This is a genomic window from Caballeronia sp. J97 (genome assembly GCF_905220305.1).
GTDB lineage: Bacteria > Pseudomonadota > Gammaproteobacteria > Burkholderiales > Burkholderiaceae > Caballeronia.
This window is the reverse complement of record NZ_CAJMZL010000001.1, coordinates 898,242-911,266: the sequence shown is the minus strand read 5'-3', so window position 1 is coordinate 911,266 and position 13,025 is coordinate 898,242. Positions and strand designations below refer to the sequence as shown.

General features: G+C 64.1%; 13 protein-coding genes. 8 read left to right on the top strand and 5 right to left on the bottom strand.

Translation table 11 applies throughout. From position 1 onward, the window contains the following. Nucleotides 1–33: 33 nt before the first annotated feature. Nucleotides 34–1,029, bottom strand: coding sequence for a bifunctional riboflavin kinase/FAD synthetase (locus U4Y90_RS04195; protein ID WP_321792440.1), 996 nt, complete (start codon nucleotides 1,027–1,029; stop codon nucleotides 34–36). Between the two features lie 162 nt (nucleotides 1,030–1,191). Between U4Y90_RS04195 and purN the strand changes: the two genes are divergently transcribed. The 6 genes from purN (at nucleotide 1,192) to nadC (ending at nucleotide 8,053) form a co-directional block, all read left to right on the top strand. Next, complete coding sequence (gene purN, locus U4Y90_RS04190) at nucleotides 1,192–1,842, top strand: phosphoribosylglycinamide formyltransferase (protein ID WP_321792438.1); 651 nt, start codon at nucleotides 1,192–1,194, stop codon at nucleotides 1,840–1,842. Further along, complete coding sequence (locus U4Y90_RS04185) at nucleotides 1,839–3,137, top strand: RsmB/NOP family class I SAM-dependent RNA methyltransferase (protein WP_321792436.1); 1,299 nt, start codon at nucleotides 1,839–1,841, stop codon at nucleotides 3,135–3,137. Before purN ends, U4Y90_RS04185 begins: the two co-directional genes overlap by 4 nt. A 3-nt stretch (nucleotides 3,138–3,140) precedes the next feature. Continuing rightward, a complete protein-coding gene (locus U4Y90_RS04180) occupies nucleotides 3,141–4,505 on the top strand; it encodes a mechanosensitive ion channel family protein (RefSeq protein ID WP_321792434.1) in 1,365 nt (454 codons plus the stop codon). A gap of 239 nt (nucleotides 4,506–4,744) precedes the next feature. After that, on the top strand, nucleotides 4,745–5,941 hold the full coding sequence (locus U4Y90_RS04175) for an acyl-CoA desaturase (RefSeq protein ID WP_321792430.1): 1,197 nt from the start codon (nucleotides 4,745–4,747) through the stop codon (nucleotides 5,939–5,941). Between the two features lie 115 nt (nucleotides 5,942–6,056). Further along, nucleotides 6,057–7,184, top strand: a complete 1,128-nt coding sequence (gene nadA / locus U4Y90_RS04170) for a quinolinate synthase NadA (RefSeq protein ID WP_321792428.1) — start codon at nucleotides 6,057–6,059, stop codon at nucleotides 7,182–7,184. Nucleotides 7,185–7,189: 5 nt separating this feature from the next. Beyond that, on the top strand, nucleotides 7,190–8,053 hold the full coding sequence (gene nadC, locus U4Y90_RS04165; protein ID WP_415749291.1) for a carboxylating nicotinate-nucleotide diphosphorylase: 864 nt from the start codon (nucleotides 7,190–7,192) through the stop codon (nucleotides 8,051–8,053). On the opposite strand, the gene nadB is transcribed toward nadC, so the two are convergent. The 4 genes from nadB to radC form a co-directional block, all read right to left on the bottom strand. Then, the gene (gene nadB / locus U4Y90_RS04160; RefSeq protein WP_321792424.1) at nucleotides 8,050–9,648 is read right to left on the bottom strand and encodes an L-aspartate oxidase; all 1,599 of its coding nucleotides are present in this window, start codon (nucleotides 9,646–9,648) and stop codon (nucleotides 8,050–8,052) included. The two genes, nadC and nadB, sit on opposite strands and share 4 nt — an antisense overlap. Before the next feature lie 186 nt (nucleotides 9,649–9,834). Further along, nucleotides 9,835–10,002, bottom strand: a complete 168-nt coding sequence (gene rpmG, locus U4Y90_RS04155; protein WP_007180630.1) for a 50S ribosomal protein L33 — start codon at nucleotides 10,000–10,002, stop codon at nucleotides 9,835–9,837. Between the two features lie 11 nt (nucleotides 10,003–10,013). Beyond that, on the bottom strand, nucleotides 10,014–10,247 hold the full coding sequence (gene rpmB, locus U4Y90_RS04150; protein ID WP_008351171.1) for a 50S ribosomal protein L28: 234 nt from the start codon (nucleotides 10,245–10,247) through the stop codon (nucleotides 10,014–10,016). Between the two features lie 234 nt (nucleotides 10,248–10,481). Then, a complete protein-coding gene (gene radC / locus U4Y90_RS04145; RefSeq protein WP_321792420.1) occupies nucleotides 10,482–11,228 on the bottom strand; it encodes a RadC family protein in 747 nt (248 codons plus the stop codon). A 204-nt stretch (nucleotides 11,229–11,432) separates the two neighbouring features. Here radC and U4Y90_RS04140 point away from each other — a divergent pair, with 204 nt between their 5' ends. Both U4Y90_RS04140 and ispH read left to right on the top strand, forming a co-directional pair. Further along, a complete protein-coding gene (locus U4Y90_RS04140; RefSeq protein WP_321792418.1) occupies nucleotides 11,433–11,888 on the top strand; it encodes a peptidylprolyl isomerase in 456 nt (151 codons plus the stop codon). A 2-nt stretch (nucleotides 11,889–11,890) separates the two neighbouring features. Beyond that, the gene (gene ispH, locus U4Y90_RS04135; protein ID WP_321792416.1) at nucleotides 11,891–12,853 is read left to right on the top strand and encodes a 4-hydroxy-3-methylbut-2-enyl diphosphate reductase; all 963 of its coding nucleotides are present in this window, start codon (nucleotides 11,891–11,893) and stop codon (nucleotides 12,851–12,853) included. Nucleotides 12,854–13,025: the final 172 nt, after the last annotated feature.

Sequence of the window (13,025 nt, the reverse complement as noted above, 5' to 3'; positions counted from 1 at the left end):
GCGGCGCGCGCCGGATCGAGCGGCGCCGCGCGCTCACCTAATTCGATCGGTCGCCGAAATGGCAAAGCCCGTGGGGCGGCTGCCGGCGTTGCTCGCGGGCGGCAGGCCGAAGTAGGCGCGCGCGTTGTCGACATCCTTCGCGATCGCGCGGCCGAGCGTTTCGAGGTCGACGTACTTTTCCTCGTCGCGCAGCTTCTTCAGGAATTCGACGCGCACGAGCTTGCCGTAGGCGTCGCCGTGCCAGTCGAGCACGAAGACTTCGAGCAGCACGCGGCCGGAATCGTCGACGGTCGGACGCAGGCCGAGGCTCGCGACCGCGGGCAGCGGTTCATCGGCGAGCCCGTGCACGCGCACGACGAAAATGCCCGCGAGCGCCGGCCGCTTGTGCGCGATCGGCAGGTTCAGCGTGGGAAAGCCGAGATCGCGGCCGAGCTTCGCGCCGTGCACGACATGCCCGCTGATGATATACGGACGCCCGAGCGCGACTTGCGCCGCGTCGAGATCGCCCGCGACGAGCGACGCACGCACCGACGACGACGAAATGCGCGCGCCGTTCGGATGCGCGACGGTGGCCATCTGCTCGACTTCGAAGCCGTACGCCTCGCCGGCGGCCTTCAAGGAATCGAAATTGCCCGCGCGTTTGGCGCCGTAGCAGAAGTCGTCGCCGACCATCACCCAGCGCGCATGCAGGCCATCGACGATGACGTTCTTCACGAACGTATCCGGCGACTGGCCCGCGAAGGTCTTGTTGAAATGCTCGACCACCACGCGGTCGACGCCGTTGGTGCGCAGCGCCTCGAGCTTGTCGCGCAGCATGGCGATGCGCGGCGGCGCGCCGGCCGGATTGAAAAATTCGCGCGGATGCGGCTCGAAAGTCATCACGCAGACCGGCAGACCGCGCGCGTCGGCGGCCGCCCGCACGTGCGCGAGCAGCGCCTGGTGACCGCGATGGACACCGTCGAAGTTGCCGATGGTCAGTGCGCAGGGCGCTCGGCTTTCGGCATTGGGGAGGCCGCGAAAGACTCTCACGATAGGCGATGGTCGATGGGAGGGGCTGATGCCGCAAAGCGTTAGATTATAAACGCTCGCACGGATGGACGGGCGCGGGCGCCCCGGCGCGATACCCGATCGATCCCGGTTGCGATCCTGTTTGGCACGATTTTCGCACCCTTCGAATGATAAAATCCGCGGATGAAAAAAATCGTTATTCTGATCTCCGGACGCGGGAGCAACATGGAGGCCGTCGTGCGCGCCTGCGCGCGCGAAGGCTGGCCGGCCCGCATCCGCGCGGTCATTTCCAACCGGCCCGATGCCGCCGGGCTAGGCTTTGCGGCCGCGAACGGCATCGAAACCCAGGTGGTGGATCATCGTCGGTTCGACGGGCGCGACGCGTTCGACGCCGCGCTCGCGCGTGAAATCGATCGCTTCGAGCCCGATCTCGTCGTGCTGGCGGGCTTCATGCGCGTGCTGACCGACGACTTCGTCGGGAAATACGCCGGGCGCATGCTCAACATTCATCCGTCGCTGCTGCCGTGTTTTCCGGGCTTGCGCACACACCAGCAGGCGCTCGACGCGGGCGTGCGCGTGCACGGCGCGAGCGTGCATTTCGTGACGCCGACGCTCGATCACGGGCCGATCGTCGCGCAGGGCGCGGTGCCGGTCATCGCCGGCGACGATGCCGCAGCGCTCGCCGCGCGCGTGCTGAAGGTCGAGCACGAGATCTATCCGCGCGCGGTGCGCTGGTTCATCGAAGGGCGTTTATCCGTCGAGGGCGAACGTGTCGCCCTTACGCCGTCTGAGCCGCAATGGCTCTTTGCCGACATTGCCGGGGAGGGCGCATGAGGCTGCATGGATTTCTGATCGGACAAACCGAAACCTTGCTGGCGGACGTGCTCCGCTTTTCCGGTCCCGCCGACGCGGCGACGAGCCGTTTTTTCCGCGCGCATCCGAAGCTCGGGCACGGCGAGCGCGGCGTGATCGCCGAGGCCGTTTTCGCGGTGCTGCGCCGGAAGATGGAGTTTTCTCACCTCGCGGAAAGCGGCAGCGGCAATCAGGCGCGCCGCCTGGCGCTGCTCGGGCTGATGCAGACCGCCGGGCTGACCGCGCTGAAGCCGTTCGTTTCGGCCGACGAGCATCAATGGCTCGCGCAGGTCTCGAAGATCGATCCGGCGAGCCTGCCGGTGCGCGTGCGCACGAACCTGCCGCAATGGATCTACGACGCGTTGGGCAAGCGCTTCCCGCCCGAGGAGCTCGCGCAGCTCGCCGCCGCGCTGAACTATCCCGCGCCGCTCGACCTGCGCGTGAATCCGATCAAGGCGACCCGCGAAGTCGCGCTGAAGGCGCTCACCGAAGCCGGCATCGACGCCGGCGAAATGCCGTTCGCGCCGTTCGGCGTCCGTGTGGACGGCAAGCCGGCGCTGACGCGTCTCGCGCCGTTCCAGGAAGGCTGGATCGAGGTGCAGGACGAAGGCAGCCAGTTGCTCTGCTCGCTGATGGCGCCGCGCCGTGGCGAGATGATCGTCGACTTCTGCGCGGGCGCGGGCGGCAAGACGCTCGCACTCGGCGCGATGATGCGTTCGACCGGCCGTCTCTACGCGTTCGACGTGTCCGATCGCCGGCTCGCGAAGCTCAAGCCGCGTCTCGCGCGCAGCGGGCTGTCGAACGTGAATCCCGTGCTGATCGACAGCGAGCACGACGCGAAGATCAAGCGTCTCGCGGGCAAGATCGATCGCGTGCTCGTCGATGCGCCGTGCTCGGGACTCGGCACCTTGCGCCGCAATCCGGACCTGAAATGGCGCCAGTCGCCCGCGACCGTCGCGGAACTGACGCCCAAGCAGCTCTCGATCCTCACGAGCGCCGCGCGCCTCGTGAAGACCGGCGGCCGTCTGGTCTACGCAACCTGCTCGATGCTGGACGCGGAAAACGAAGGCGTCGTCAGGCAGTTCCTCGACACGCATCCGAACTTCCGCGTCGTGCCCGCGCGCGACGTGCTGGCCGAACAGCGCATCGATCTCGATACGGGTGAATATCTGTCGCTGTGGCCGCACAAGCACGGCACGGACGGCTTCTTCGCGGCAGTGCTGGAGCGCGTGCCCGAGGCCGGAAAAGCGTCCAAGGCGGCCGAAGAAACCGCGTAAGCAATGCAGAACCACTTCCTGAACGATCTCTCCGCGCGGCTATTCCGCGATTTCGGCGAGCCGGAAGTGATCTGGCAGGTGGCCGCGCTCTTCGGCCTGCTCGTGGTGGCGTATTGGTGCGCGCGTCTGCTCCGCAAGAAGCTCGATGCGCGCCGCCAGTCGCGTTTCGAGGCCGTGCGCTTCGGGGCGGAAAGTCTGAACAAGGCGCTGTTTCCGTTGCTCGGCACCGTTTTCGTGTCGATCGCGCAGATCGCGCTTGCGCCGTTCATCCATACGTCGCTGCTGGGCCTCGCGCTCGTGCCGCTGTGCGGCATCACCGTCATCTACACGATGTTCTACGTCGCGCGGCGCGTGTTCAGCCGCGGTCAGGCGGAGCACGAGGCGAACGCGCTGCTCTATCTGTTCGAGAAAGTCGTGACGGTGATCGTCTGGGTCGCGATGGTGCTCACCGTGATGGGCATCCAGGACGATGTCGTCCGCTGGATGGCGAGCGTCCGCTTCAACTTCGCGAACGCGCACATGACGCTGCTCTCGCTCGCCTCCGGCGTGCTGTGGGTTTGCGTGACGCTGATCGTCGCGATGTGGGCGGGCGCGCTGCTCGACGATCGCCTGATGCGCGCCCGCTCGCTCGACGCGAATCTCAAAGTAGTGCTCGCGCGCGTCGGACGGGCGCTGATGATCCTCGCCGCGATTCTGGTGAGCCTGTCGATCGTCGGCATCGACATCACGGTGCTCGGCGTGTTCGGCGGCGCGCTCGGCGTCGGGCTCGGCTTCGGCTTGCAGAAGATCGCGAGCAATTACGTGTCGGGCTTCATCATTCTGCTGGACCGCTCGTTGCGCCTCGGCGACATGATCAATGTCAGCGGAAATCAGGGTACGGTCACGCAGATTCGCACGCGCTATACGGTCGTGCGCGGGCTCGACGGCATCGAGACGCTGATTCCGAACGAAAAACTGATCACCGACGTGGTGCAGAACCACTCGTCGTTCCTCACGCGCGGCAACGCGAAGATTGCGGTGCAGGTGAGTTATCGCAGCGACGTGGAGCGCGCGATGCAGTTGCTCGTCGAGGCGACGCAGGGCGTCGAGCGCGTATTGCAGGACCCGGCGCCCGCCGCGCTGCTCGCGAGCTTCGGCGCGGACGGCATCAATCTGGAACTGAGCTTCTGGATCGAGGAGGCCGCAAAGGGCACGGGCGGCGTAAAGTCGCACGTGAATCGCGCGGTTTGGCGTTTATTCTGTGAGCATGGCATTGAAATTCCGTACGCCCAGCGCGAAATAAGAATTATCGATGGCGTGCCCCGGGCGGGCGGCGAATCGGTACTAAATTCCGGACAGGGCGATGAAGGCGCGGCCCCCGTGGCCTGAGCGCGCATCGCCAAGGTCAATCTCTCGATTTGACCGAAGAAACAACACCATTTCGGGGCGTGAGTTTTTCCTCGTTTCGGTACGATTCAAAAAATTTCACCTTTAGGACAAAGACTTGGAACGCATGCAGTAGAATGCGATCGAACTTGCGCACATTCCTTTCATGTGCACAACACGTCGCTCGAAGTCGTTCGACCGGCCATTTTTCCCGAATTTCACAGCTACACAGGTAAACTGCCTTGCTGAATTCTTCCCTCGAATTTCTCGCCAACGGATTGCTGGACTTTTCCTGGTGGCAGATTCTGCTGTTCACGCTTGCGATGACCCACGTCACCATCGCCGGCGTCACGATTTATCTGCACCGTTGCCAGGCGCACCGCGCGCTGGACCTGCACCCGATCGCGAGCCACTTCTTCCGCTTCTGGCTCTGGATGACCACCGGCATGCTGACCGGCCAGTGGGCGGCCATCCACCGCAAGCACCACGCAAAATGCGAAACGGAAGAAGATCCGCACAGCCCGCAGACGCGCGGCATCTGGAAGGTGCTGCTCGAAGGCGCAGAACTCTATCGCTCCGAAGCGAAAAACGAAGAAACCATGCGCAAATTCAGTCACGGCACGCCGAATGACTGGATGGAACGCAATGTCTACACGCGCTACCCGATTCTCGGCATCAGCGTGATGATGGTCATCGACGTCGCGCTGTTCGGTATCGTCGGCCTGTCGGTGTGGGCCGTGCAGATGATCTGGATTCCGTTCTGGGCGGCGGGCGTCGTCAACGGTCTCGCGCACTGGTGGGGTTACCGCAACTTCAATTCGGCCGATGCGTCGACGAACATCTTCCCGCTCGGCATCCTGATCGGCGGCGAAGAACTGCATAACAACCATCACACGTTCGCGACGTCCGCGAAGCTGTCGAGCAAGTGGTACGAGTTCGACATCGGCTGGCTGTATATCCGCATGATGTCGATGGTCGGCCTCGCGAAGGTGAAGAAGATCGCGCCGACGCCGAAGCTCGCGGCGAGCAAGGCGGTCGTGGATCAGGACACGCTCCAGGCCGTGCTGTCGAACCGTTACGAAGTGATGGCGCGCTACGGCAAGGCGCTCAAGCGCGCTTACGCGCAGGAACTGGCGAAACTAAAGGAAGCCGGCGCGCGCGAGAAGTATCAGCTGATGCGCGGCGCACGCGGCTGGTTCCACAAGGAAGAGGACGGCCTGAACGAGCCGCAGCTCAAGCAATTGCCGGAGTTGACCTCGGACAACCAGAAGCTGCGCACGTTCATCGAGCTGCGCAAGGACCTGTCGGCAATGTGGGATCGCTCCAACGCCTCGCGCGAGCAACTCGTCACGCAATTGCAGGACTGGTGTCATCGCGCGGAAGAGAGCGGCATCAAGGCGTTGCAAGATTTCGCGTTGCGTCTGCGCCGCTACGCCTGACGCGCGATATCCGTTAAAATTTAAGGACGTCACAAGACCCCGCTCTGGCGGGGTCTTTGTTTTTGGGCGACCGATTTTCGCATCACGTTGTTGGCATGGAGCAGGGGACAGGGACATGGAAGCGATCAGGAGCGTCGAGTACGACCGGCCGCAAGGCCTGACGTGTGGAGTGGGCGAGGCGTGGGCGCGAGTGCCGGACGCACCGTCGCCCGAAAAGAAGCGTGAATTGAAGGAACGCATCCGCGCGCTGCTGAAGCGCGAACAGGCGGTGCTGGTCGCGCACTACTATGTCGACGCCGAGCTCCAGGAGCTCGCCGACGAAACCGGCGGTTGTGTTGCCGATTCCCTCGAAATGGCGCGCTTCGGCCGAGACCACGCCGCGAAGACGCTGGTGGTCGCGGGCGTGCGTTTCATGGGCGAGACGGCCAAGATCCTGAGCCCGGACAAGCGCGTGCTGATGCCAGATCTCGACGCCACTTGCTCGCTCGACCTCGGCTGCCCGGCCGATGAATTCTCCGCGTTCTGCGATGCGCATCCGGACCGCACGGTCGTCGTGTACGCGAACACGAGCGCGGCCGTGAAGGCGCGGGCGGACTGGATGGTCACGTCGTCGATCGGTCTCGAAATCGTCGCCGATCTCCATGCGCGCGGCGAGAAGATTCTGTGGGCGCCGGATCGGCACCTCGGCAGCTACATCCAGAAAAAGACCGGCGCGGACATGCTGCTGTGGCAAGGTTCGTGTCTCGTCCATGACGAATTCAAGGGCATCGAACTCGACCTGTTGCGTAACGAGTACCCCGACGCGAAAATTCTGGTGCACCCGGAATCGCCCGAAGGCGTCGTCGCGCTGGCCGATGTGGTCGGCTCGACCACGCAACTCATCGACGCCGCGGTAAAGCTCGACGCGAAGCGTTTCATCGTCGCGACGGATCTGGGCATCCTGCACAAGATGCGGCTTGCCGCGCCGGGCAAGACCTTCATCGAAGCGCCGACCGCCGGCAACAGCGCGACATGCAAGAGCTGCGCGCACTGCCCGTGGATGGCGATGAACGGTCTCGCCAATCTCGCCGACGTGCTGGAGCGCGGTCACAACGAGATTCACGTCGATCCGGCAATCGGGCTGCGTGCGCGCGTGCCGATCGACCGCATGCTCGACTTCGCCGCGCGTCACAAGAAGCGCGTGCAGGCGAGCGGCGATCTGGCCAACGACGGGAAGCTGTTCTCGAACGTGGGAGCCGCGTAATGTCGATGTCGATCTTCGAGGAAGTCCGCAAGGAATACGGCGAAGCATTCGACGCGGCGCTCGCGCGCAATGTCGTCGACGCGCTCGATGAAGACGTCGGCAGCGGCGATCACACCGGCCGTCTCGTGCCGGCCGACGCGCGCCGCACCGCGCGCATCATCGTGCGTGAAGAAGCCGTGCTGTGTGGCGTGCCGTGGTTCGATGAAGTCATGCGCCGCGTCGATCCGACGATCGAAGTCGAATGGCAATATCGCGAAGGCGATCGCATGGCGGCGAATTCACCGGTCGTGCTGCTGCATGGCCAGGCGCGCTCGCTTCTGACCGCCGAACGCAACGGCCTCAACTTTTTGCAATTGCTTTCGGGTGTGGCGAGCGCGACGCGCCGTTACGTCGATGCGATCGAAGGCTCGCGCGCGCGAATCCTCGACACGCGCAAGACGCTGCCGGGCTTGCGGCTCGCGCAGAAGTACGCGGTGCGCGTGGGCGGCGGCGCGAACCAGCGTCTCGCGCTCTACGACGGCATTCTGATCAAGGAAAACCATATCGCGGCGGCGGGGGGCGTCGGCGCGGCGATGGATGCGGCGCTCGCGCTGAAGGCGGGCGTGCCGATTCAGATCGAAGTGGAAACGCTGGAGCAACTCGAAACGGCGCTGGCGCACCAGGCCGAATCGATCCTGCTCGACAACTTCACGCTCGACATGATGCGCGATGCGGTGCGCATCACGGCCGGGCGCGCATTGCTCGAAGTTTCGGGTGGCGTGAACTTCGACACGGTGCGCGCGATCGCGGAAACCGGTGTCGATCGCATCTCCATCGGCGCGCTCACGAAGGACGTGCGCGCGACCGACTTCTCGATGCGTCTGATTTAAAGGCTCGTGCGGCGCGCGGCCGGCGGCATCAGCACCGTCGGCAGCGCCTTCGGCAAGGTCGAGGGCCAGTCGCGGCTGTAGTGCAGACCGCGGCTCTCGCGCCGCGAGCACGCGCTTTCCACGATCAGCGACGCCACATCGACGAGATTGCGCAGCTCCAGCAAATCGCGGCTCACCTTGAAATTCGCGTAGTACTCGTGGATTTCGTCGCGCAACATCGCGATCCGATGCTGCGCGCGCGCGAGACGCTTGTCCGTGCGCACGATGCCCACGTAATTCCACATCAGACGCCGCAACTCGTCCCAGTTGTGCGCGACCACCACTTCCTCGTCCGGGTCGGACACGCGGCTTTCGTCCCAGTCGGGCAGCTCGGCGTGGCAGCCATTCGAGAAACCGTCCGCTTCGATCGCCTGCGCCGCCGCGCGCCCGATCACGAGGCATTCGAGCAGCGAGTTGCTCGCGAGCCGGTTCGCGCCGTGCAAACCCGTGTACGACGTCTCGCCGACCGCATACAGCCCCGGACGATCCGTGCGCCCCGCGAGATCGGTGACGACGCCGCCGCACGTGTAATGCGCGGCGGGCACGACCGGAATCGGCTCCTTCGCGATATCGATGCCGAATTCGCGGCAGCGCGCGAGGATCGTCGGAAAGTGCTCTTCGAGAAACGCGCGCGGCTGATGGCTGATATCGAGATAGACGCAATCGATGCCGCGCTTCTTGATTTCGAAGTCGATGGCCCGCGCAACGATGTCGCGCGGCGCGAGCTCCGCGCGCTCGTCGTGCGCCGGCATGAAGCGCGTTCCGTCGGGCAGGCGCAGGACGCCGCCTTCGCCGCGCACCGCTTCGGAGATGAGAAAGGACTTCGCGTAGGGATGGAAGAGGCAAGTCGGATGGAACTGGATGAACTCCATGTTCGCGACCCGGCAGCCCGCGCGCCACGCCATTGCGATGCCGTCACCGGTCGCGGTGTCGGGGTTCGTCGTGTAGAGATAGACCTTGCCGGCGCCGCCCGTCGCGAGGACGGTGTGCGGAGCCTGAATCGTCACGGTGCGGCCCGAGTTCAGATCGAGCGCGTAAAGGCCGTGACAGCGGTGCCCCGGCAGCCCGAGTCGATCCGACGTGATCAGGTCGATCGCGTAATGATCTTCGAGAACGGTGATATTCGGATGGTTGCGTACGCGCTCGCTGAGCGTCGTGACGACGGCGTGGCCGGTCGCGTCGGCCGCGTGGATGATGCGGCGATGGCTGTGGCCGCCTTCGCGCGTCAGATGAAAGCCGAGTTCGGCCGACCCGTCGCGCGTGAAGGGCACGCCTTCGTCGATGAGCCATTCGATCGCCGCGCGCCCGTTTTCGACGATGAAGCGCGTCGCGGCCTCGTCGCACAGGCCGCCGCCCGCGACGAGCGTGTCGTCGACGTGATTGTCGACGCTATCCGACGAATCCAGCACGGCCGCGATGCCGCCCTGCGCCCAATCGCTTGCGCCGACGCTCGCCGCACGCTTCGCCAGGATCGCGACGCGCCGCGTTTCAGCCAGATTCAGCGCGACGCTCAGACCCGCGAGCCCGCTCCCTACGATCGCTACATCGAAATTCATGCTGCCGGTTCTCCGTCCGTGTTCTCGTCGATAGCCGGCAAGCATAACGCGCATGAAGATTCCGTGACAGCGAAAACCCGCGCACGGTCGTGTGCAAAGCGTGTGAAAAGCGGCCCGGAAAACAAAAAACCCCGCATTCGCGGGGCTTTTTGCTGTCTTCGTTCAGGCTACTCAAGGTCAAGCGGCTTACTTGATCTTGGTTTCCTTGTACTCAACGTGCTTGCGGACGACCGGATCAAATTTCTTGATCAGCATCTTTTCCGGCATGTTGCGCTTGTTCTTGGTCGTCGTGTAGAAGTGACCCGTGCCTGCGGTCGATTCCAACTTGATTTTGTCGCGTGCGCCCTTGGCCATGTGCGTGCTCCTTAGATTTCACCGCGTGCGCGCAAGTCTGCGAGCACGGCGTCGATACCGTTCTTGTCGATCAGGCGCAGGCCGGCGTTCGAAACGCGCAGACGCACCCAGCGATTTTCACTTTCAACGAAGAAACGGCGGTTCTGCAAATTCGGCAGGAAGCGACGCTTGGTCTTGTTGTTTGCGTGGGAAACGTTGTTGCCCGACATCGGGCCCTTCCCAGTTACTTGGCATACGCGTGCCATGGTGACACTCCTAATACACGATTGAGCCTGAGTTGAACGCTCGATTGAAGGCGCTCGCCTTCGCTTCGATGCCTCTTTCGCCCAATTTGCCGATCGGGGACTTGGCAGCACGGTTATGCCAATGAGGACTGCGCTCGATGCAACTTAACTCAGAGCAGGCGGGTTGAGAAAAGCAAACGCGGATTCTAGCAGAAAAAACGCTGCAATATCAAACCTTTTTGAGACGTCCCGCGGTCATAGCCAGCCGTGGCGCGCAAACGAGAAGACGTCGTTCGCGGCCACGACGATGTGATCGAGCAGCCGGACATCGATGAGAGTGAGCGCATCCTGCAGCGTTTTGGTGAGTCGCCGGTCGTTCGCGCTCGGCTCGACGCCGCCCGACGGATGATTGTGCGCGACGATGAGCCCCGCCGCGTTCAGCGTGATCGCGCGGCGCACGATTTCGCGCGGATAGACGGCCACGCGGGTGAGCGAGCCGCGCGCCGACTCCTCTGCGTGCAGCAACTGATGTCGCGCATCGAGATACAGGCAGATGAATACCTCGTAGGGGCGCGTGCCTATCAGCAGCCGCAGATAGTCTTCCACCGCGCCCGGCGCGTTCAGCAGTTCGCGATCGCGCGCTTTTTCGGCGAGCGCGCGCCGGCACAACTCGGACACGGCAAGAAGCGTCGCCGCGCGTGCCGGCCCGATGCCGCGAAGTTCGCGCAATTCCGTGGCCGACGCGTCCAGCACGCCGCGCAGCGACCCGAAGCGCCGCAGCAGATGGCGCGCGACATCGACCGCCGTCGCGCCGCAGACGCCCGTGCGCAGGAACAAAGCGAACAGTTCCGCGTCCGACAGCGACGCGGGGCCCGCATCGAGCAGCCGCTCGCGGGGACGGTCGGCGCGCGCCCATTTGCGGATCGGCGTGAAGGGCGCGATGGCCGGAATGCTGTCGTCGGGCTGAGTGGGCGCTGTCACGAGCCGCAGATCGGCGTTCATTGCCGTTCTCCGGGACGTTCTGTCGCGCGGGCGAGCGCACACGCGACTGAGCCGCGTGACGCGTCCCGACACAACTCTGTCTTACAATAGCGGTTTTGGCGCCCGGTTCGCACCGGCGCCGCGCGGTTCGCTGCCTCGCGCCGAAGAGCCGCCCCATGCCGGGCCCGCGCCCTGCCTTCAAACGAACGGCCACATCCAATACTCATGAGCATCATCGATATCTCCGAGGTGAAACCCGGTTCGCACGTCACGCTTCATTACCGGCTCGCGCTTGCCGATGGTGCAGACATCGTCAACACGTTTGCCGACAAGCCCGCGACGCTCCTGCTCGGCGCAGGCCAGCTCGCGGAACCGTTGGAAGAGATTTTGCTGGGCCTGAAGGTCGGCCACCATTCGACCTTTCAGCTAACGCCCGATCAGGCGTTCGGGCCGCGCAATCCGGAGCTCGTCCAGTGGGTGTCGCTCGCGACGCTGCGCGAAAACAGCATGATCGGCGAGGATTTTTCTCCCGGCGATCTCGTCGAATTCAACGCACCGGGCGGCGGACGCTATGCGGGCGTGCTCAAGGAAGTCGGCGAGACCGCGGCGCTGTTCGACTTCAACCACCCGCTCGCGGGCCAGGCGCTCGTCTTCGAAGTGAAAATCATCGGAATTCTGTAACCATGATTGAAAGCCTCAACGAAGTTCAGACCGACGTCGAAATCCTGCTCGCGCAGCCGCGCGGGTTCTGTGCCGGCGTCGATCGCGCGATCGAAATCGTCGAGCGCGCGATCAAGCTCTTCGGCGCGCCTATCTATGTGCGTCACGAGATCGTTCATAACGCGTATGTGGTCGCCGATCTGCGCAAGAAGGGCGCGATTTTTATCGAAGAGCTGTCCGACGTGCCCGAAGGCGCGACGCTGATCTTCAGCGCGCACGGCGTCTCGAAAGCGGTGCGCGGCGAAGCCGATGCGCGCGGCCTGCGCGTGTTCGACGCGACGTGCCCGCTCGTGACCAAGGTGCATATCGAAGTCGCGAAGATGCGTCAGGAAGGCTTCGACATCGTGATGATCGGGCACAAGGGCCATCCGGAAGTCGAAGGCACGATGGGCCAATCGGGCGAAGGCATGCATCTGGTCGAAGACATCGAGGACGTGCTGAAGCTCGATCTGCCCGACCCGCGGCGCATCGCGTACGTCACGCAGACCACGCTTTCGGTCGACGACGCCTCCGCGATCATCGACGCGCTCAAGGTCAAGTATCCCGAGATCAAGGAGCCGAAGAAGCAGGACATCTGTTATGCGACGCAGAACCGGCAGGACGCCGTGAAGTTTCTCGCGCCGCAGTGCGATGTCGTGATCGTGGTCGGCAGCCCGAACAGTTCGAATTCGAGCCGTCTGCGAGAAGTCGCGGAAAAGCGCGGCATTCCCGCCTATATGGTGGATTCGCCGACGCAGATCGATCCGCGCTGGGTCGAGGGCAAGAAGCGCATCGGCGTGACCGCGGGCGCGTCGGCGCCGGAAGTGCTGGCTCAGGCCGTGATCGCGCGCTTGCGCGAGCTCGGCGTGCGCAACGTGCGCTCGCTCGAAGGTATCGAGGAGACGATCTCGTTTCCGCTGCCTCGTGGCTTGTCGCTGCCGCAGTGATTCGATTCACTTCCAAGAAAAGCGCCTCCGGGCGCTTTTTTTTCGCCCGGACAACGCGTGTCCGGCTCTCCGGAGGAACCCTGCCTCGCAATACGAAACCAAGCGAAAGCACCGTTCTGGGGCGCGCGCTCGAGAGATTATTTTCTTCGAATGGCTTCAGGGTTTCCCCGTA